Here is an 18,228-nt window from a genome sequence, read left to right on the forward strand (position 1 = left end):
CGTCAGGCCGCCGCGCCGGGGTGTGCCAGGCCCTCGCGCCGGGGGTGCGTCAGGCGACTAGCACGCACACGTCTTCTGCTCCACGTCCCGCCAGTCCATCCGGCCGAAGTCGCCGACCTTGAGCAGGCGCGCCTCGGGCAACCCCTGGCCGGAACCGGCGGCGGCCACGAGGTCGCGGACCTCCTGCGCCAGGGGACCGTCGTCGGGCAGGTCTTCCAGCGCCCGCTTGAACCAGAACCCCGCCGAGGCGTTGTCACCTTTCGCCGAGTGGGCCCTGCCCAGCAGCACGCGGCATTCGGCGCGTTCGCCGAGGTACTCGGCGTCCGCGCCGTCATCCTCGTACAACTGCTCGGCGCGGGACAGCTTCGCCACCGCATCGTCGACGTCCCCGGCCAGCAGCGCCTCGACGCCCAGTTCGCGCACCGCCCAGGCCACGCCTTCGACGGTGCCCTCGGTGAACTGCATCTCGACCAGGTCGATGAGGCAGCAGATGACCTGTTCCGGCATGTCCCGAGCCCGGTAGACGCTGGCCAGGGTGTCCAGTGCGAAGGCGTGGTGGCACAACCGGTCGTCGTTGGCCTCTTCGACGCACAGCGCTCGCCACAGCTCGACCATGCGAGCGGCCATGACGGTGGCGCCGTTCAACACCGCCATCCTGTAGTAGGCGACCGCCGCCGCGTGGAGTCCATCCGACAGGGACTCGGCCCGCGGGTGGCGGTCGGCGAACTCCAGGGTCGCGTGGTGCAGCCCCACTATCTCGTCCACGGTGAGGCGATAGGGCGCCACGAGCCAGGCTTGGCGGAGGAGCTTCGCCGATTCCTCCACCCTGCCGCCGGTCATGTGCCCGTGGAGGGTGGTCAGCAGTTGCTCGGTCGACTTCATGTGATCACTTCGCGTTCCAGGTAGCACAGCTGTGCCTCTCTGTGCGTTTGCGCTGCCAAGACTCTGCGACCATACAGTTTGCGGTATGCAAAGATGGTGCAGGCAAACGGGTGGTGTCGGAAGGAATGGGGTTACGGAGAGTGGCTAAGGTGTGCACATGGCGGTAGGGACCACGCGTGCGAAGAGGCGGCTCGGGCGGCACGTGCGTCCGATCCTCGAACGGACCGGGCTCAAGCCCATCGAGGTGTCCAAGCTGGTGAGGACGTCGAAGGACACGGTCGACCGCCTGTTGTCAGGCGCGAACCTGCCGCGCTTCCCGACCTTCCTGGCGATCATGACGGTCATCAAGGCGACGGAAGAGGAACTCGCCGAAGGCACCGTGCTGTGGGAACGCGCCAACCAGGACGCGGTCGTGGTGGAACACGCCGCGGCACTGTCATCGAGGTACCTGCGATTCAGGATGGACGAGGGCGAGGCGAGCCGGGAGCGATCGCTCAGCCAGCAGATCGTTCCCGGACTGCTTCAGCTCGGCGGCTATGCCGAGGCTCTTGGTGACCGTGCGCGTGTGCTGATGGCTGGGCGAGGGTGGATGGAGCGTGCGGCAGCGGAGCGGCGCGACCGGCAAGGGCTCCTGTCTCGTGAGCCGACCTTCCGTCTGCATGCTCTGATCGACGAGGTCGCGCTCCATCGGGTCGTGGGCGGCCATGAGCTGATGGCAACGCAACTCGCCCATCTGATCGAAGTCGCCGCCCAGGACAACGTCACCATTCAAATCCTGCCATTCGACGCCGGTTCCTATGGGTTGCACTTCGGCGCGCTGACGCTGCTCGACTACCCGGAACCCGACGAACCGCTCTCGGTCTACATCGAGGAGCACACGGGGATCAAGGTGGTGGAGGATGCTCAGGAAGCGGATAGGCTCGTCGCGGCGTGGGAAGACGCGGCGCGGTTGGCGCTTGACCCCGAGCAGTCCATGAAGCGCATCGAAGAAGTGAGGACCACCAGGTATGCAGCGTGACGAGCAGTTGACTTGGCGGAAGTCGAGCCACAGCAGCGACAACCCCGACTGTGTTGAGCTGGCGGTCACGCCCGTCGAGGTGCGGGTTCGGGACACCAAGCAGCGTCACGGGGGAACGTTGCGGTTCTCGTCGGGTGCGTTCGCCGCGTTCCTGACGGGCTTGAAGACCTCCGGCGAGTAGCCGAAGAGAGGCGGGGCGCTCCGGGTCGGGGTGCCCCGCCTTCGTGTGCGTGGACGGAAGAGGAGCTCGGTTCGCTTCAGCTCGGCGGCTATGCCGAGGCTCTTGGCGACCGTGCGCGCGTGCTGCTGGCGGATGGAGCGGGCGGCAGTCGAGCGGCGCGACCGGCAGGCGCTCTTGTGCCGCGAGCCGACCTTTTACCTGCACGTCTTGATCGATGAGGTCGCACTCCATCGGGTCATGGGCAGCCACGAGTTGATGGCGGCGCAGCTCGTCCACCTGTTTGCGGTCGCCGCTCGGGACAACGTCACGATTCAGGTCATCCCGTTCGAGACCGGTGCCTACGGACTGCACTTCGCCGGGCTGACTCTGCTCAGGTACCCGGAACCGGACGAACCGCTCTCGGTCTACATCGAAGAACACACGGGGACCAAGGTAGTGGAGGATGTGAAGGACGGGGAGGGGCTGGCGGCCGCATGGGACTACGCGGCGCGGTTGGCGCTCGATCCCGAGCAGTCTGTGAAGCGCATCGAAGAAGTGAGGGTCACCAGGCATGCAGTCTGACGAGCGGTTGAGTTGGCGGAAGTCGAGCCGCAGCATGGACAACCCCAACTGCGTTGAGCTGGTGGTCACGCCCGTCGAGGTGCGGGTTCGGGATACCAAGCAGCGTCAGGGGGGAACGTTGCGGTTCTCGTCGGGTGCGTTCGCCGCGTTCCTGACGGGCTTGAAGACCTCCGGCGAGTAGCCGAAGAGAGGCGGGGCGCTCCGGGTCGGGGTGCCCCGCCTTCGTGTGCGTAGGGCTGTCGTCCCCTCGACCGCGCGTGATTCGTCCGGCCGGACGCGGGTAACCACGGCGCATGGCTGACGATGAGGACGTGATTGCCCTGCTGGAGCGGCAGCACCGGGAGATCCGCGAGCTGTTCGCCGAGGTCGAGAGCGCGCACGGGGATGAGCGGACCGCCGCGTTCCGGCGGTTGGTGCGGCTGCTCGCGGTGCACGAGACCGCCGAGGAGGAGGTCGTCCACCCGGCCGCCCGGAAGGGCGACGGCGGTGACGCGATCGTGGACGCCCGCGTCGCCGAGGAGCGCCGGGCAAAGGAGCTGCTGTCGACGCTGGACCGGATCGGTCCCGACGCCGAGGGGTTCGACACGCTGCTGTTCGAGCTGCGCGACGACGTCCTGGCGCACGCCGAGCACGAGGAGCGCGAGGAGTTCCCGAGGCTGCGCGCGGAGTACGACGGCGACCGGTTGCGCGCCCTGGCGAAGGCGGTCCGGGCGGCGGAGGCGATCGCACCCACCCGGCCGCACCCCGGCGTGGAGTCGCCGGCGGCGAACATGCTGCTGGGCCCGCCGGTGGCGATCATGGACCGGGCGCGCGACCTGATCCGCTCGGCGTTGGGGAGGTGAGCGCCATGCGCGCGGTGGTGTTGAACTGCACGTTGAAGAAGTCACCGGAGACGTCCAACACGCAGCTGCTCGCGAACGTCGTGGAGAGCGCGCTGAGGGAACGCGGCGTCGAGGTCAGCACGATCCGCCTCGTGGACCACAACATCCCGCCGGGCGTGATGACGGACCTGGGCGAGGGTGACGACTGGCCGGGCATCCACGAGCAGCTGCTGAACGCGGAGATCCTGGTGGTGGCCACGCCGACGTGGGTCGGCCATCCGTCGTCGCTCGCGCAGCGTGCGCTGGAGCGGATGGACGCGATGCTGTCGGAGACCGACGACGAGGAGCGCCCGGTGGCGTACAACCGGGTCGCGGGCGTTGTCGTGACGGGCAACGAGGACGGCGCCCACCACGTGATCAGCGAGGTGTCCGGCGGTTTGGCGGACATCGGCTACACGATCCCCGGCCAGGCGTGGACGTACTGGAACATGGGGCCCGGACCGGGCCCGAGCTACAGCGACACCGACCACCGCCACGACTGGTCGGAGTCCACGGGCAAGGCGATGGCGTCCAACCTCTACGCGGTGGCCTCGGCCCTGGCGAAGAATCCGATCCCCGCTCCGCCGAGCTGAGAACCGACCGCCATCACCGACCGCCATCACCGACCGCCATCACCGACTCGGTTCCCGCGGACGCGACCACCGCCCATCCTGGTCACCGCACCCGGCTTTTCACGACTCCGAGGACTGTTGGCTGCCGGGTGTTGCGCGGACTGCCGTCCCCGGCAGAAGGCTGTTCCCGATGATGTGGTCCCGTTGCTCGGTGTTCCCGGCTTGGTCCAGGACCTGCGTGCTTCGACGAGCGTTGAGTCCGTGGTTGCCCGTCTGCCGTCAAGCTGCGTATTACGCGCGCGGTCGTTGCTTCGGGATGTGGTGGCTTCGGCGGCCAGACCTGCGTTGGTGGGGCTTGGGGCTGCGGTCGTTGCGTTGGTGGGGGCCGTGGCGTGGGGGTGCGGCGTGGGGCGGGGCTGTGGGTAGCGGGTGGTTGGCCTGGGTAACCAGGGGAGCATGAGGATCGTCGTGACCGGTGCGACCGGCAACGTGGGTACCGCTCTGCTGCGCAGGTTGGCGGTCGAGCCGGATGTCGAGGTGCACGGCGTGTCGCGTCGGCCGCCGGTTCCCGAGCCGCCCTACGACGTCGAGTGGACGCCGCTGGACCTGTCCCGCGTCGGCGCGGAGGAGCCGCTGACCGAGGTGTTGCGCGGCGCGGACGCCGTGGTGCACCTGGCGTGGAAGATCCAGCCGGGCCACGACGAGGCCGCCTTGTACCGGACGAACGTGGCGGGCAGTGACCGCGTGTTCGCGGCGGCCCGCAAAGCCGGTGTGCCGCACCTGGTGCACATGTCGTCGGTCGGCGCGTACTCGCCGGCGACCAAGGACCACACCGTGGACGAGAGCTGGCCGACCGGTGGCCTGACGAACTCCTACTACAGCCGCCACAAGGCCGCTGTCGAGCGGCAGCTCGACCAGGTCGAGCGGGACAATCCGGAGATGGTGGTGTCGCGCGTGCGGCCCGCCCTGATCCTCCAGCCGGACGCGGCGACCGAGATCAAGCGCTACTTCCTCGGCCCGCTGGTGCCGTCCGTGCTGTTCCGGTTCGGCCTGCCGGTGCTGCCGGTGCCCAACGCGATGGTGTTGCAGTTCGTGCACTCCGAGGACGTCGCGGATGCGTTGGCGGAGGTGGTGAAGCGCAAGGCGCCCGGCGCGTTCAACCTGGCCTCGGCGCCGGTGATCACGCCGAAGGTGTTGGCGTCGGTGTTGCGCGGCAAGCACGTCCCGGTGCCGCCCGCCGTCCTGCGCGGGCTCGCGCGGATCACGTGGAAGCTGCGCCTCCAGCCGACCTCGGAGGGCTGGGTGGACCTCGCGCTGACCACGCCGCTGCTGGACTCGTCCAGGGCCCGCGCCGAGCTGGGGTGGTCGCCCCGGCACGACGCCCGCGAGGCGTTGCGCCGCCTGCTGGACGGCATGGGCAAGCGCGAGGGCGTGTCGGCCAGTCCGCCGTTGCGCCCGTAGCCACGGCCGGTGCGCCCACCTCCCGGCGGTTCGAGGAGGTGGGGCGCCGGCCGCGCGGGGCTCTAGAAGAGGTTGGCCCACCCCAGCACCTGCGCCACCACGAAGCCGAGCGCCATGACGGTGATGATCAGGACGACCACCAGCGCGGCGACGTTGCGCCCGCGCGACGGGGTCGGTTCGTGGTGGGACAGGCCCGAGGTCTGCCCTGAGTCGGGGGGCGTGTCGCCCGGAGCGACGCCACCGCCCGGTTCGAGGCCGGGTGTGCGTGCGGGATCCGGGTCCGGAGGGGTCGCTGTCATGCCAACCGGATACCCGGCCGGCCCAGTGTGAAGCCCGGACGGCCGGGGTAGTCACAACCATGAGCGGCGTTCAAGACGAGTTGCTGCGCACGTTGACCAAGGTGGCGAAGGCGCTGCGCACGCAAGGTATCCCGTTCGCCCTGACCGGTGGGTGCGCGGTCTACGCGCGAGGCGGTCCGGCGACCGAGCACGACGTCGACATCCTGGTGCGCGAGGAGGACGCCAAGCCCGCGGTGAGCGCGCTGGTCGCGGCCGGGATGCGGGCCGCCGACGCGCCCGAGGACTGGCTGCTCAAGGTCTACGACGGCGAGTCGCTGGTGGATTTGCTGTTCCGACCGAACGAGCTGCCGGTGACCGACGAGACGCTGGCCCGCGCCGAGGAGCTGGCGGTGGGCTCGGCGTCGCTGCCCGTGATGCCCGCGACCGACGTCATGATCAGCAAGCTGCTGGTGCTGGACGGGCACCGGTGCGATTTCAGCGAGCTGCTGCCGTTCGCCCGCGCGCTGCGCGAGCAGATCGACTGGTCACGGGTGCGCGAGGCGACGGCGCATTCCCCGTTCGCGGAGGCGTTCCTCGTGCTCGTCGAACGCCTGGACATCAGGAGCGAGTCATGACCGCTGAGCAGTACCTGGCCGCCCGCCTGCGCCGGGCGTTGGCCGAGGACCCGCGGACCACCGAGCTGGGCGTGCGGGTGACCGTGCGCGGGGACAACGTCCTGCTGTCCGGTGACGTGGCGTGCGCGGAGCGCCGGGAGGAGTTGGAGGCGGTGATCCACGACGTCGCGCCGGAGCTGACCGTGCTGGACGACGTGAAGGTGGTGCCGGTCGGCGAGCCCGAGGGCAGGGAGGAGTTGCGATGATCCGCGTCGCCGCGGTCGGGGACGTGCACCTCGGCGAGGACGCGCACGGGCGGTTGCGCCCCGCGTTGGAGAAGGTCGGGGAGCACGCCGACGTGCTGCTGCTGGCCGGTGACCTGACCCGGCACGGCACCGTCGCCGAGGCGCGGGTGGTGGCCGACGAGTTCGGCGGCCTGCCGGTGCCGGTGATCGCCGTGCTGGGCAACCACGACCACCACGACGACCGACCCGACGAGGTCACCCGCGTGCTCGAAGACGCGGGGATCACGGTGCTGGAGGGCACGACCGCCCGAGTGGACGTCGACGGCCACACGCTGGGCGTCGCGGGCGTGAAGGGGTTCGGCGGCGGGTTCGCCGGCAAGTGCGGCAGCGCGTTCGGCGAGCGGGAGATGAAGGCGTTCATCCACCACACGATGGGCATCGCCGAGAGTTTGGAGAACGCGCTGCGCGGCCTGGACACGGACGTGAAGGTCGCGCTCACCCACTACGCGCCGGTACCGGACACATTGCGCGGCGAGCCGCCGGAGATCTACCCGTTCCTCGGCTCGTACCTGCTGGGCGAGGCGATCGACGCGACCGGCACCGACCTCGCCGTGCACGGGCACGCGCACTTCGGCGTGGAGCAGGGCATGACGCCCGGCGGCGTGCGGGTGCGCAACGTCGCGCAGCCGATCATCCGCACGGCGTTCACGGTGTACTGCGTGGAGCCGACCGAGGTGGCGCCGGCCGTGGAGGTGGTGGGGCGATGAGCGGGATCGAAACCGAGGGCCCGTCGGTGGTGTGGGCGGGTCCGTCCGACGCGCCGGTGGTGCTCGTCCTGGACCCGGCGGGCGCGGCACCGCACGGCGAGCTGCCCGCGACGTGGCGGCCGCTGACCGAGCACCTGAGGGTGGCGTGGTGCCGCCTGCCGGTGGCCGACGATTCGCTGCGCGAGGCCGAGGCGGTGCTGGCGGACCTGCGGGGCCGCGACGTGCACGTGGTGGCGGGGGCGGCGGCCGGGTCGGGCGTCGGCGACTTGGCGAACCGGCACCGCGACCAGGTGCGTTCTGTTCAGACTTTCGCCGCGCCGCTGCCGTTGGGGCACCCGGACGTCGTGCTGGCGGTGCTGGAGAAGCTGCTGGCGCAGGACGTGGTGTCCGACGACGCCGGCTTGGACATCACCAGAGGTACCCCGTCCGGGGGATCTCTGCTGGGTGACGCGGCCACCGCGTTGTGGCAGTCGGTGTACCAGGTGGCGGAGCGCCTGAAGCGCGGCTGAGCAACTTTTCTTGAACCGGTGGCCCGAGGCACCCACCTCGGGCCACAGCTGTCGAGGCCACCCCGCTCGCGCGCGGAAGACTCGGCCGCGTGTGAAAGACGCTCTCCCACCCAGGGTCACCCCCGCTCGTGCGGGGAAGACGTGACGGGCGGGTGGTCGGTCATCGGTGTGAGCGGACCACCCCCGCTCGCGCGGGGAAGACACCTCGGCGCGCACGAGCAGCACCTCACCCAACGGACCACCCCCGCTCGCGCGGGGAAGACGCGCGAGCAGGCCCGGAACCCGCAGGTCGGTGAGGACCACCCCCGCTCGCGCGGGGAAGACGGGATGAGCAGGTCATACACCGTCGGCCGCTTGGGACCACCCCCGCTCGCGCGGGGAAGACGGCGCGCCGAGCGGGCGGCATGTTGAGGTCCGCGGACCACCCCCGCTCGCGCGGGGAAGACCACGTGCTGCTGATCGAGCGCGGGCACGCCCCGGGACCACCCCCGCTCGCGCGGGGAAGACCCTGTGGATCAGGATGACGATGTCCGCGTCCTGGGACCACCCCCCGCTCGCGCGGGGAAGACGTAGGGCGCGAGCTTCTGCTTCCACGTCTGCGAGGACCACCCCCGCTCGCGCGGGGAAGACCGGATCGGATCGTGTTCGTCCCGGAACGCGATCGGACCACCCCCGCTCGCGCGGGGAAGACCCCGCCAGGAGGGCCACGTCGACGTGGGTGATCGGACCACCCCCGCTCGCGCGGGGAAGACAGGTCGGCCAGCTCCTGGTTGCCCAGCTCGGGAGGACCACCCCCGCTCGCGCGGGGAAGACCCGTTGGGGATCATGAGCGTAACCAACGTTCCAGGACCACCCCCGCTCGCGCGGGGAAGACCGTATGCGGATTCGGCCCGTGGTACCTCACCCACGGACCACCCCCGCTCGCGCGGGGAAGACTCGTGGACGGTCAACGTGGAGGGCTTCGACGGCGGACCACCCCCGCTCGCGCGGGGAAGACACTTATTGACCTGCGAGTTTATCGTGTTACCCGTGGGTTTTCATTCGGTTCGTCGCAGTGTCGTAATGGTGCGGCACCACGAAGGGCGGCCGGGCGAGGTACGGCCGCCCTAAACGCGACTGACACGCAAGTGGGGCGATCCCACCCGCCGCGCGCCTCGATCCGGCGAGGTCACCGGGCGGGCGGCCGGGGTGCGGGATCACGGGGACTACCCCGCTCCGACCCCGGCCGCCGTCCGCGCTCATCGGGTCGGGTCGCCCGGCCGGGCCGCAGTCGGGCAGGTCGTAGCCCGTCTCGCTGGCCTGCGATCGAGAGCAACTGCGGCAACGGGGGACCACCCGCTCGCGGGGGGAAGATTGCGCGTCCGCAGGTGACGAACTGCTCGACAGGGACCATCCCTGCCCCCACGGGGAGAGCGACGTGCGCACGCGGAATGACGAGGACGTAGTCGGACCAACCCCGCTCGCGCAGGGAAGACATCAGCTCGGTGCACGGCGCGACGGTGAGGTGCGGACCACCCTCCGGCACGGACCGCCCGAGCCCGCAGGGGGACGGGCTGACGGCGTCCCGCGCGGCGCGGGGAAGACTCGTGCTAGTCAACCACGCGCCATGCCTGGTGGGGGCCGTCCCCGCTCGCGCGGAGAAGACGGTTGCAGCCAGGCGATGTCGTACTCGTCGTCGGGACTATCCCCGCTCGCGCGGGGAAGACCCAACTGCGCGCAGGCCACCCGATGAGCGGCACGGACCGCCCCCGCCCGCGCGGGAAGACGAGTATTCGGCGTCGGTCAGCGACCGCTGGCGCGGACCACCCCCGCCCGCGCGGGGAAGACCTCGGGTCGATGGACAGCTCAACCTCAGGGTGCGAACCACCCCCGCCCGCGCGGGGAAGACAGGTTCGAGGTCGACCACGCCGAGGAGCTTGACGAACCACCCCCGCCCGCGCGGGGAAGACACTTATTGACCTGCGAGGTTACCTCGTCGCACGGTGGTTTTCACTCGGTGCGTCGCAGTGTCGTAATGGAGCGGCAGGACGCGCTGGCACACGGCGAAGGGCGGCCGGACGTGGTCCGGCCGCCCTCAACGCGGCTGGCACGCAAGTGGGCTGGCCCCACCCGCTGTGTGTCTCGATCCGGTGAGGTCACCGGGCGGGTGGCCGGGGGTGCGGGATCGCGGGGACCATCCCGCTCCGGCCCCGGCCGCCGGTCGCGCTCATCGGGTCGGGTCGCCCGGCCGGGCCGCCGTCGGGGAGGTCGTGGCGCGTCTCGCCGGCCTGAGATCGACAGCAACTGCGGCAACGGGGGACTACCCCGCTCACGCGGGGAAGACCGGCGGAGGTCGCTTAACGCGAACTCTAAGGCGGGACCACCTCCGCTCGCGCGGGGACGACTTCCAGGCCGCCAGCACCCGGTGCTGATACTCCGAACCACCCCCGCTCGCGCGGGGACGACGGCATCCGGCTTGGCGTTCTGAACCTCGAACGGGGACTCCCCCGCCCGCGCGGGGAAGACCAGGTGGCCGCCGCCCGGCGCGGCGGTGCGCTAGGGACCATCTCCGCTCGCACAGAGACGACTGATGGGCACCGACAACCTGCTCGGCGTGCTACGGACCACCCCCGCTCGCGCGGGGAAGACCGCGCTCACCGACAGCGCCGACGCGAGCCAGCCCGGACCCCCGCTCGCGCGGGGAAGACCTTCGGGGGTGGGTTCGGCCATCGCAGCGGCTCGGGACCACCCCCGCTCGCGCGGGGAAGACGGAAATGGAACCGTCCGGCGTCTCCACCCGGAAGGACCACCCCCGCTCGCGCGGGAAGACCGGGCTACGCGCACTACCGTCTCGGCTGGCGGGGGACCACCCCCGCTCGCGTGGGGAAGACCCCCTCGGGCAGGCGGTGCTGCTGTGCCGCCTGGGGCCACCCCCGCTCGCGCGGGGAAGACGCCGGGCGGACCTGGCGCTGTGGGGCGGTTTCGCGGACCACCTCCGCTCGCGCGGGGAAGACCGGAGTGCGCGTGCAGCCGGTGCTGCGCGCCGCCGGACCACCCCCGCCCGCGCGGGGAAGACGGGGAAGACGGGGTGTTGCCGCCGGAGTTGGCGGGGCGGTACGGACCACCCCCGCTCGCGCGGGGAAGACAAGCCGTTGGTCCCGGCCGACTACGCCATCGCGGGACCACCCCCGCTCGCGCGGGGAAGACCGTCTCTGCGGCGCGGCGACATCGGTGGGGGCCGGACCACCCCCGCTCGCGCGGGGAAGACCCGGGTGGGAGTGGTGCTACGCGCCGGGTGTCGGACCACCCCCGCTCGCGCGGGGAAGACTACCGCACGACCGGCCGGAACGGCTCCGTGACGGGACTACCCCCGCTCGCGCGGGGAAGACCTGTACGTCCTGCCCGCCGTGGTGTTGTGAAAAGGACCACCCCCGCTCGCGCGGGGAAGACTGCTCGACTGCTACAAGCGCGGAAATCGGATCCGGACCACCCCCGCTCGCGCGGGGAAGACATCCCCGCCGGCCGGTCCGGGCACGCCCACCGCGGACCACCCCCGCTCGCGCGGGGAAGACCGCGCGTGATTTCGGCGCATCCCGCGCGGAGGACCACCCCCGCTCGCGCGGGGAAGACTGGCTGGTCGACCGACTCCGCAGGCTCGGCCAGGGACCACCCCCGCTCGCGCGGGGAAGACGCCGCGTTCGCCGACCTCGACCGCCACGCCCGCGGACCACCCCCGCTCGCGCGGGGAAGACACGATCGCCGCCCTGCGCGCCGAGCTGGCCCGCGGACCACCCCCGCTCGCGCGGGGAAGACGCGAACGGGCACCATGCCATCGCGCGCTCCTCCGGACCACCCCCGCTCGCGCGGGGAAGACCCGTGTCCAACCTCCGCAAAGAGTCTGCGCAGGGGACCACCCCCGCTCGCGCGGGGAAGACACTTATTGACCTGCGAGTTTATCGTGTTACCCGTGGGTTTTCATTCGGTTCACGGCAGTCTCGTAAAGCTGCGGCACGGTGTACCAGAACACGGCGAAGGGCGGCCGGACGTGGTCCGGCCGCCCTCAACGCGGCTGGCACGCAAGTGGGCTGGCCCCACCCGCTGTGTGTCTCGATCCGGTGAGGTCACCGGGCGGGTGGCCGGGGGTGCGGGATCGCGGGGACCATCCCGCTCCGGCCCCGGCCGCCGGTCGCGCTCATCGGATCGGGTCGCCAGGCCGGCCGCCGTCGGGCAGGTCGTGGCGCGTCTCGCCGGCCTGCGGCGGGCGGCTCACGTCGCCCCTCCAGCCGCCGGTCTCGCTGCCGCGCTGCTCGATGAACTTCTTGAACCGGTCCAGGTCGCCGGAGACGCGGTGCTCCACGACGCCCAGCGCCGCACCGGCCTTCTCGGTGAACGTCTGCGGGTCGAACTCCATCTGGAGGTGCACCCGCGTCGCCCTGTCGTTCAGGCGGTGGAAGGTCACCACACCACCCTGCGGGGGACCGTCGACGGTGTGCCACGCCACCCGCTCGTCCGGGTGCTGCTCGGTGATCTCCGCGTCGAACTCGCGCCGCACACCGGCGATCTTGGTCACCCAGTGGGTCCTGGTGGCCGTGACCTGCGTGATGCTCTCGACGCCCTCCATGAAGCGCGGGAACGACTCGAACTGGGTCCACTGGTTGTACGCGGTGGTGACCGGAACCTCGACGTCCACGGACTTCTCGATCGTCGTCACGGAAACAACCTCTCATCCGGTATCGCGTTCTCCCACCGGTTACCCCGTCGGGCCGCCCTTCACACATGGGTGACAGTGAGTAGCGCTTCGCCGAAATGTGTTTTGCGTTCCGGGTGAACGGCTAACTCTCCTCTGTGGACCAGTACCCCGAGGCAGTGCTGTTCGACCGGGACGGCACGCTGATTCGCGATGTGCCGTACAACGGTGACCCGGCAAGGGTTTCGCTCATGCCGGGTGCGTTGGAATCGGTGCGCGGGCTGCGCGCGCGGGGCGTCCGGACCGGTGTGGTGAGCAACCAGTCCGGTATCGGGCGCGGGATGTTGTCCTGGGCCGAGGTTTCGGCGGTCAACGGGCGCGTGGAGGAGCTGCTGGGTCGGTTCGACACCTGGCAGGTCTGTCCACACCATCCGGAAGAGGGTTGCGCGTGCCGCAAGCCCCGGCCGGGGCTGGTGCTCGCCGCGTGCGCGGCCCTCGACGTCGATCCGGCGCGGACGGTCGTGATCGGTGACATCGGGGCCGATGTGGACGCGGCGCACGCCGCCGGCGCGGAAGCCGTGCTGGTGCCCACGCCCCGCACGTTGCGTGAAGAGGTCGACCGCGCGCCCCGCGTGGCGCCGGACCTCGTGACCGCGCTGGCGGTGCTGCGATGACGCCCCGTTCCACCCCGCGCCGGATCCTGGTGGCGCGGTTGGACAGCGACGGTGACGTGCTGCTGGCCGGTCCGGCGATCCGGGCCGCCGCCGCGTCCGGCGAGGTGGTGCTGCTGTGCGGGCACGCCGGCGCGCAGGCCGCCGGGTTGCTGCCGGGCGTGAGCCGCGTGGTGCGGTGGGACTGCCCGTGGATCGTGACGCCCGCGCCGCCGGTGCGCGAGCCCGACATCGACGGGATCGTGGCCCTGCTCAAGGGGGTCCGGGCGGACGTGGCGCTGATCCTCACGTCGTTCCACCAGAGCCCGCTGCCGCTGGCGCTGCTGCTGCGCCTCGCGGGCGTGCCCCGGATCGTGGCCCGGTCCACCGACTACCCCGGCTCGCTGCTGGACGTCCGGCTGCGCGACGACCCGTCGGTGCCGGAGGCGGAACGGGCGCTCGGCGTGGCGCGGGCGGCGGGCTTCGAGCTGCCGCCGGGCGACGACGGCCGGCTTTCCGTTGTGCCGCCGCCGGAATCGCCCGTGCCCGCGCCGTACGTGGTGGTGCACCCCGGCGCGTCCGTGCCCGCGCGGGCGTGGTCGCCGGACCGCTGTGCCGAGGCGGTGCGGGCGCTGTGCGCGGCGGGCCACCGGGTCGTGGTCACCGGGGGACCGAAGGAGACCGCGCTGACCGCGTACGTCGCGGGCGAGGACGCGGTGGACCTGGGCGGGCGCACGACGTTCGCCGAACTGGCCGGTGTGCTGGCCGCCGCGGACGCCGTGGTGGTGGGCAACACCGGACCGGCGCACCTGGCCGTCGCCGTCGGCACGCCCGTGGTGTCGCTGTTCGCGCCCGTCGTGCCCGCCGAGCGGTGGGCCCCGCACGGGCGGCACGTCCTGCTGGGCGACCAGGACGCGCCGTGCGCCGGTTCGCGGGCCCGCGAGTGCCCCGTGCCGGGGCACCCGTGCCTGGACCGGGTCGAACCGTCCGAAGTGGTCGCCGCCGTCGCGGAATTGGTGGGAGTGCGGACGTGAAGGTACTGCTGTGGCACGTGCACGGCTCGTGGACGAACGCGTTCGTCCGGGGCGGACACGACTACCTGCTGCCCGCGCCACCCGACGGCGTCGGGCTGGCCGGGCGGGACTGGCCCGCCGCGCGCGAGGTCCATCTGTCCGAAGTGGACGCGGATGTCGCGGTGGTGCAGCGCGTGGAGGAGCTTTCCCTGGTGCCGTCCGGGATTCCGGTGATATACCTGGAGCACAACACACCGGCCAAGCCCAACCAGCGGCACCCGATGGCCGACTGGCCCGGACTCCTGGTGCACGTCACGCACTTCAACGACCTGATGTGGGACTGCGGCACGACCCGCACCACCGTCGTGGAGCACGGCGTCGTCGACCCCGGCCACCTCTACACCGGCGAGCTGCCCAGGGCCGCCGTCGTCGTGAACGAGCCGGTGCGTCGGGGCCGGGTAGTCGGGACGGACCTGCTGCCGCGGTTCGAGGCGGTGGCGCCGCTCGACCTGTACGGCATGGGCACCGAGGAGCTGGGTGGCCGCGGCGACCACCCGCTGGACTCGCTGCACCGCGAGCTGGCGCGCCGCAGGCTCTACCTGCACCCGGTGCGCTGGACCTCGCTGGGGCTGTCGCTGATCGAGGCGATGCACGTCGGGATGCCCGTGGTCGCGCTGGCGTGCACGGAGGTCGTGCGCGCGGTGCCGCCGGAGGCCGGCGTGGTGTCCACGGACGTGGACGAGTTGGCACGCGGCATGGCCGCGCTGATCGCCGATCCGGCGCTGGCGCGGGAGAACGGCAAGCAGGCCAGGGAATTCGCCCTGGCCCGATACGGCCTCGACGCGTTCCTGAGGAACTGGGACCGGTTGTTGGCGGAGGTGAGTTCATGAGGATCGCGATGGTGTCCGAACACGCCAGCCCCCTGGCCGCGCTGGGCGGGGTCGACGCGGGCGGGCAGAACGTGCACGTGGCCGACCTCTCGGCGGCGTTGGCCCGGCTGCGGCACGAGGTCACGGTCTACACCCGCCGCGACGCGCCGGACCTGCCGGAGCGCGTCCGCACCGGGCAGGGCTACGACGTGGTGCACGTGCCCGCCGGCCCGGCCGCGCCGGTGCCCAAGGACGAGCTGCTGCCGCACATGGGTGACTTCGCCGAGTTCCTGCGCGACCGGTGGCGCGCCGACCCGCCGGACGTGGTGCACGGCCACTTCTGGATGTCCGGCCTGGCCTCCGTGCTCGCGACGCGCGGGCTGGACGTGCCGGTGGTGCAGACGTTCCACGCGCTGGGCGTGGTCAAGCGGCGGCACCAGGGGCGGGCCGACACGAGCCCGCCGGAGCGGGTGGCCACCGAGCGCCTGATCGGGCGCGAGGTGGACCGGGTCGCCGCCACCTGCGGTGACGAGGTGTTCGAGCTGATCCGGATGGGCGTGCCGCGGTCGCGGATCTCCGTGGTGCCGTGCGGGGTCGACCCCGTGCTGTTCCGGCCCGAGGGCCCGCGGGACCGGCCGGGCCTGCCGCACCGCGTGGTCGCCGTCGGGAGGTTGGTGCCGCGCAAGGGTTTCGCGGACCTGATCACCGCGCTGCGGTCGCTGCCCGCCACCGAACTCGTGATCGCGGGCGGCGCGGCGGACGTGGACGCCGACCCGGAGGCGCGCCGGCTGCTCGGCCACGCGCGGGCGCTGGGCGTGCTGGACCGGGTGCGCCTGGCGGGCCAGGTGTCGCGCGACGCGATGCCGTCGCTGCTGCGGTCGGCCGACGTCGTGGTCTGCGTGCCGTGGTACGAGCCGTTCGGGATCGTCCCGCTGGAGGCGATGGCGTGCGGTGTGCCGGTGGTGGCCTCGGCCGTGGGCGGGTTGACCGACACGGTCGTGGACGGCGTCACCGGCGCGCTGGTGCCGCCGCGCGAGCCCATCGCGCTGGCCAGGGCGCTGCGGTCGCTGCTGGCGGACCCGGCGCGGCGGGAGGCGTACGGGCTGGCCGGCAGCGACCGGGTGCAGGCCAGGTACACGTGGGACCGCGTCGCCCAGGACACCGAGCGGGTGTACCTGCGGGTGGGCGCGGGCCGGGAGGCCGCCGTCGCCGCCGGGGGTGCCCGGTGAGCGTCGAACGGCACCTGAGCGGGCTGGCGGAGTCGCTGGCCGGGTTGCGCGCCCAAGCGCCGAGGATCACCCGCTGGGGCGGGCTGCTGGCGCGTCGGCTGTCCGAGGGCGGCCGGCTGCTGGCGGCGGGCAACGGCGGGTCGGCGGCGGAGGCGCAGCACCTGACGGCCGAGCTGGTCGGCCGGTTCCGGCACGACCGCGCGCCGTTCTCCGCGATCGCGCTGTGCTCGGAGTCCTCCAGCGTGACCGCGATCGGCAACGACTACGGGTACGACCAGGTGTTCGCGCGGCAGGTCACCGCGCACGCCCGCCCCGGCGATGTGGTGGTGCTGCTGTCCACCAGCGGCAGGAGCCCGAACCTGCTGGAGGCGGCCCGCGCCGGGCGGGAGGCGGGCGCGCGGGTGTGGGCGTTCACCGGACCCGCGCCCAACCCGCTCGCGGCCGAGGCGGAGGAGGCCCTGGCGCTGCCCGGCGAACCGGCCAACGTGCAGGAGGCGCAGCTCGTCGCGGTGCACGCGCTGTGCGAGGCGTTCGAGGCCGCGCTGCCCGCCGCCGCCCGGAGGGTGTCGTGAAGCTGGCGGTCGTGGGCGACTCCCTGCTCGACATCGACATCGAGGGCACCGCGGAGCGGCTGTGCCCGGACGCGCCCGCGCCCGTGCTCGACGTGCGGGCGGAGCACGTCCGGCCGGGCGGCGCGGGGCTGGCGGCGGCGCTGGCGGCGGGCGACGGGCTCGACGTGACGCTGGTGACGGCGCTGGCGGCCGACGCCGACGGGCTGCGGCTGCGCGACGCGCTGGCCGGGGTGCCCGCGGTGTTCGGGCCGTCGCCCGCGGCGACGCCGGTCAAGGCCCGGTTGCGCTGCGGGAGCCACTCGCTGGCCCGGATGGACCGGGGCGGTGGCGGCGGGACGCCCCGCGCGACCGACGACATGCTCGACGCGGTGCGCGCCGCCGACCTCGTGCTCGTGTCGGACTACGGCCGGGGGCTGGCCGCCGACGAGCGGCTGCGGGTGGCGCTCGCCGACCGCCCGGTGGTGTGGGACCCGCACCCGCGCGGTCCCGCGCCGACGCCCGGCGCGCGGCTGGTGACGCCGAACCGGGGCGAGGCCGACCGGTTCAGCGGGGAGCGCGACCCGGCGGACGCCGCACGCGCGCTGCGCGACCGCTGGGCGGCGCGGGCCGTGGTGGTGACCCTGGGCTCGGACGGCGCGGTGCTCGACACGGGCGGCACGCCGGTCGCCGTGCCCGCGCCGCGCGTCGCCGTGCCCGACCCGTGCGGCGCGGGCGACCGGTTCGCCGTGACGGCCGCCGCGCGGCTCATGGCCGGCGCGGCGGTGGACGACGCGGTGGCCGCGGCCGTGGCCTCCGCCGCCGACTTCCTCGCCCGCGGCGGCGCGGCGGGCTTCCGCCCGGCCCGCCCGTCCACGGTGGACTCGACACGGGCGCGGGGCGGCGTCGTCGTCGCGACCGGCGGCTGCTTCGACCTGCTGCACGCCGGTCACGTGCGCACGCTGGAAGCGGCCCGCGCGCTGGGCGACTGCCTGGTGGTGTGCCTGAACTCCGACGAGTCCGTGCGGCGGCTCAAGGGGCCGGACCGCCCGGTCACGCGCGAGCACGACCGGGCGGAGGTGCTGCGGGCCCTGGGCTGCGTCGACGAGGTCGTGGTGTTCGGCGAGGACACCCCCGAGCGGGTCCTCGGCGAACTGCGGCCGGACATCTGGGTGAAGGGCGGCGACTACCGCGCCGAATCCCTGCCGGAAGCCGACCTGGTGCGCACGTGGGGCGGGCGGACCGTCGTCGTGCCCTACCACCGGGGTCGGTCGACCACGCAACTGCTGGCGAGGAGGGGCTGAC

The 18,228-nt window shown here is 72.6% G+C and carries 20 protein-coding genes and 2 CRISPR repeat arrays; of the genes, 17 read left to right on the plus strand and 3 right to left on the minus strand.

The window, feature by feature from the left end; all coding sequences use genetic code 11:
* Window positions 1-57: 57 nt before the first annotated feature.
* Window positions 58-882: a hypothetical protein gene (locus tag C8E97_RS12935; RefSeq protein ID WP_121005090.1), complete on the minus strand. Its 825-nt coding sequence runs from the start codon at window positions 880-882 to the stop codon at window positions 58-60.
* Window positions 883-1,039: 157 nt separating this feature from the next.
* Between C8E97_RS12935 and C8E97_RS12940 the strand changes: the two genes are divergently transcribed.
* The 7 genes from C8E97_RS12940 (at window position 1,040) to C8E97_RS12970 (ending at window position 5,535) form a co-directional block, all read left to right on the plus strand.
* Window positions 1,040-1,900, plus strand: coding sequence for a DUF5753 domain-containing protein (locus tag C8E97_RS12940; RefSeq protein ID WP_147455087.1), 861 nt, complete (start codon window positions 1,040-1,042; stop codon window positions 1,898-1,900).
* Entirely contained in the window at window positions 1,890-2,081 is a 192-nt protein-coding gene (locus C8E97_RS12945; protein ID WP_121005096.1) for a DUF397 domain-containing protein, read from the plus strand. The genes C8E97_RS12940 and C8E97_RS12945 overlap by 11 nt, the downstream gene beginning before the upstream one ends.
* A 111-nt stretch (window positions 2,082-2,192) precedes the next feature.
* Window positions 2,193-2,642 carry a DUF5753 domain-containing protein gene (locus C8E97_RS12950; protein WP_246019360.1) on the plus strand — a complete coding sequence of 150 codons (450 nt, stop codon included), beginning with the start codon at window positions 2,193-2,195 and terminating at the stop codon, window positions 2,640-2,642.
* Complete coding sequence (locus C8E97_RS12955; protein WP_121005102.1) at window positions 2,632-2,823, plus strand: DUF397 domain-containing protein; 192 nt, start codon at window positions 2,632-2,634, stop codon at window positions 2,821-2,823. Before C8E97_RS12950 ends, C8E97_RS12955 begins: the two co-directional genes overlap by 11 nt.
* 112 nt (window positions 2,824-2,935) lie before the next feature.
* Window positions 2,936-3,484 (plus strand): hemerythrin domain-containing protein, encoded by a 549-nt coding sequence (locus tag C8E97_RS12960; RefSeq protein WP_121005104.1) that lies wholly within the window; start codon window positions 2,936-2,938, stop codon window positions 3,482-3,484.
* A gap of 5 nt (window positions 3,485-3,489) precedes the next feature.
* Window positions 3,490-4,095 (plus strand): flavodoxin family protein, encoded by a 606-nt coding sequence (locus C8E97_RS12965; protein ID WP_121005107.1) that lies wholly within the window; start codon window positions 3,490-3,492, stop codon window positions 4,093-4,095.
* Window positions 4,096-4,530: 435 nt separating this feature from the next.
* Window positions 4,531-5,535, plus strand: coding sequence for an NAD-dependent epimerase/dehydratase family protein (locus C8E97_RS12970; protein ID WP_121005110.1), 1,005 nt, complete (start codon window positions 4,531-4,533; stop codon window positions 5,533-5,535).
* A 62-nt stretch (window positions 5,536-5,597) separates the two neighbouring features.
* Here C8E97_RS12970 and C8E97_RS12975 read toward each other — a convergent pair whose 3' ends face one another.
* A complete protein-coding gene (locus C8E97_RS12975; RefSeq protein WP_121005113.1) occupies window positions 5,598-5,834 on the minus strand; it encodes a DUF6480 family protein in 237 nt (78 codons plus the stop codon).
* Window positions 5,835-5,893: 59 nt separating this feature from the next.
* Here C8E97_RS12975 and C8E97_RS12980 point away from each other — a divergent pair, with 59 nt between their 5' ends.
* Genes C8E97_RS12980 through C8E97_RS12995 form a run of 4 tightly spaced genes read left to right on the plus strand, consistent with a single transcriptional unit; the run spans window position 5,894 to window position 7,948 of the window.
* The gene (locus tag C8E97_RS12980) at window positions 5,894-6,448 is read left to right on the plus strand and encodes a nucleotidyltransferase family protein (RefSeq protein WP_121005117.1); all 555 of its coding nucleotides are present in this window, start codon (window positions 5,894-5,896) and stop codon (window positions 6,446-6,448) included.
* Window positions 6,445-6,693 carry a BON domain-containing protein gene (locus tag C8E97_RS12985; protein WP_121005120.1) on the plus strand — a complete coding sequence of 83 codons (249 nt, stop codon included), beginning with the start codon at window positions 6,445-6,447 and terminating at the stop codon, window positions 6,691-6,693. The genes C8E97_RS12980 and C8E97_RS12985 overlap by 4 nt, the downstream gene beginning before the upstream one ends.
* Window positions 6,690-7,439, plus strand: a complete 750-nt coding sequence (locus tag C8E97_RS12990; protein WP_211347000.1) for a metallophosphoesterase family protein — start codon at window positions 6,690-6,692, stop codon at window positions 7,437-7,439. The genes C8E97_RS12985 and C8E97_RS12990 overlap by 4 nt, the downstream gene beginning before the upstream one ends.
* Window positions 7,436-7,948, plus strand: coding sequence for a hypothetical protein (locus C8E97_RS12995; protein ID WP_121005122.1), 513 nt, complete (start codon window positions 7,436-7,438; stop codon window positions 7,946-7,948). Before C8E97_RS12990 ends, C8E97_RS12995 begins: the two co-directional genes overlap by 4 nt.
* A 113-nt stretch (window positions 7,949-8,061) precedes the next feature.
* Window positions 8,062-8,946: a CRISPR direct-repeat array (repeat unit 28 nt; unit sequence GGACCACCCCCGCTCGCGCGGGGAAGAC).
* A 1,602-nt stretch (window positions 8,947-10,548) separates the two neighbouring features.
* A CRISPR array of direct repeats spans window positions 10,549-11,862; the repeat unit is 28 nt; unit sequence GGACCACCCCCGCTCGCGCGGGGAAGAC.
* Window positions 11,863-12,119: 257 nt separating this feature from the next.
* Here the strand turns inward: C8E97_RS12995 and C8E97_RS13000 are convergent.
* Window positions 12,120-12,638 (minus strand): SRPBCC family protein, encoded by a 519-nt coding sequence (locus C8E97_RS13000; protein ID WP_121005125.1) that lies wholly within the window; start codon window positions 12,636-12,638, stop codon window positions 12,120-12,122.
* A 155-nt stretch (window positions 12,639-12,793) separates the two neighbouring features.
* Between C8E97_RS13000 and C8E97_RS13005 the strand changes: the two genes are divergently transcribed.
* From C8E97_RS13005 to rfaE2, 6 genes are read left to right on the plus strand one after another with little or no spacing between them, the layout of a single operon-like run.
* Window positions 12,794-13,288 (plus strand): D-glycero-alpha-D-manno-heptose-1,7-bisphosphate 7-phosphatase, encoded by a 495-nt coding sequence (locus C8E97_RS13005; RefSeq protein WP_281275494.1) that lies wholly within the window; start codon window positions 12,794-12,796, stop codon window positions 13,286-13,288.
* Complete coding sequence (locus C8E97_RS13010) at window positions 13,285-14,298, plus strand: glycosyltransferase family 9 protein (RefSeq protein ID WP_121005131.1); 1,014 nt, start codon at window positions 13,285-13,287, stop codon at window positions 14,296-14,298. The genes C8E97_RS13005 and C8E97_RS13010 overlap by 4 nt, the downstream gene beginning before the upstream one ends.
* Window positions 14,295-15,167, plus strand: a complete 873-nt coding sequence (locus tag C8E97_RS13015; protein ID WP_121005134.1) for a glycosyltransferase — start codon at window positions 14,295-14,297, stop codon at window positions 15,165-15,167. Before C8E97_RS13010 ends, C8E97_RS13015 begins: the two co-directional genes overlap by 4 nt.
* Entirely contained in the window at window positions 15,164-16,375 is a 1,212-nt protein-coding gene (locus tag C8E97_RS13020; protein ID WP_121005137.1) for a glycosyltransferase, read from the plus strand. Before C8E97_RS13015 ends, C8E97_RS13020 begins: the two co-directional genes overlap by 4 nt.
* Window positions 16,372-16,947: a D-sedoheptulose-7-phosphate isomerase gene (locus C8E97_RS13025; RefSeq protein ID WP_121005140.1), complete on the plus strand. Its 576-nt coding sequence runs from the start codon at window positions 16,372-16,374 to the stop codon at window positions 16,945-16,947. Before C8E97_RS13020 ends, C8E97_RS13025 begins: the two co-directional genes overlap by 4 nt.
* Complete coding sequence (gene rfaE2, locus C8E97_RS13030) at window positions 16,944-18,227, plus strand: D-glycero-beta-D-manno-heptose 1-phosphate adenylyltransferase (RefSeq protein WP_121005143.1); 1,284 nt, start codon at window positions 16,944-16,946, stop codon at window positions 18,225-18,227. The genes C8E97_RS13025 and rfaE2 overlap by 4 nt, the downstream gene beginning before the upstream one ends.
* Window position 18,228 lies beyond the last annotated feature (1 nt).

The sequence above is a fragment of the Saccharothrix australiensis genome (assembly GCF_003634935.1).
In the GTDB taxonomy this organism is placed as follows: Bacteria; Actinomycetota; Actinomycetes; order Mycobacteriales; family Pseudonocardiaceae; genus Actinosynnema; species Actinosynnema australiense.

What these genes read in the sequence shown, in the direction of transcription:
- C8E97_RS12980 (WP_121005117.1), top strand. Translation starts at nt 5,894, where the DNA reads ATGAGCGGCGTTCAAGACGAGTTGCTGCGCACGTTGACCAAGGTGGCG.
- C8E97_RS12965 (WP_121005107.1), top strand. Translation starts at nt 3,490, where the DNA reads ATGCGCGCGGTGGTGTTGAACTGCACGTTGAAGAAGTCACCGGAGACG.
- C8E97_RS12945 (WP_121005096.1), top strand. Translation starts at nt 1,890, where the DNA reads ATGCAGCGTGACGAGCAGTTGACTTGGCGGAAGTCGAGCCACAGCAGC.
- C8E97_RS12955 (WP_121005102.1), top strand. Translation starts at nt 2,632, where the DNA reads ATGCAGTCTGACGAGCGGTTGAGTTGGCGGAAGTCGAGCCGCAGCATG.
- C8E97_RS12995 (WP_121005122.1), top strand. Translation starts at nt 7,436, where the DNA reads ATGAGCGGGATCGAAACCGAGGGCCCGTCGGTGGTGTGGGCGGGTCCG.
- C8E97_RS12935 (WP_121005090.1), bottom strand. Translation starts at nt 882, where the DNA reads ATGAAGTCGACCGAGCAACTGCTGACCACCCTCCACGGGCACATGACC.
- C8E97_RS12975 (WP_121005113.1), bottom strand. Translation starts at nt 5,834, where the DNA reads ATGACAGCGACCCCTCCGGACCCGGATCCCGCACGCACACCCGGCCTC.
- C8E97_RS12960 (WP_121005104.1), top strand. Translation starts at nt 2,936, where the DNA reads ATGGCTGACGATGAGGACGTGATTGCCCTGCTGGAGCGGCAGCACCGG.
- C8E97_RS12990 (WP_211347000.1), top strand. Translation starts at nt 6,690, where the DNA reads ATGATCCGCGTCGCCGCGGTCGGGGACGTGCACCTCGGCGAGGACGCG.
- C8E97_RS13020 (WP_121005137.1), top strand. Translation starts at nt 15,164, where the DNA reads ATGAGGATCGCGATGGTGTCCGAACACGCCAGCCCCCTGGCCGCGCTG.
- C8E97_RS12970 (WP_121005110.1), top strand. Translation starts at nt 4,531, where the DNA reads ATGAGGATCGTCGTGACCGGTGCGACCGGCAACGTGGGTACCGCTCTG.
- C8E97_RS12940 (WP_147455087.1), top strand. Translation starts at nt 1,040, where the DNA reads ATGGCGGTAGGGACCACGCGTGCGAAGAGGCGGCTCGGGCGGCACGTG.
- C8E97_RS13010 (WP_121005131.1), top strand. Translation starts at nt 13,285, where the DNA reads ATGACGCCCCGTTCCACCCCGCGCCGGATCCTGGTGGCGCGGTTGGAC.
- C8E97_RS12985 (WP_121005120.1), top strand. Translation starts at nt 6,445, where the DNA reads ATGACCGCTGAGCAGTACCTGGCCGCCCGCCTGCGCCGGGCGTTGGCC.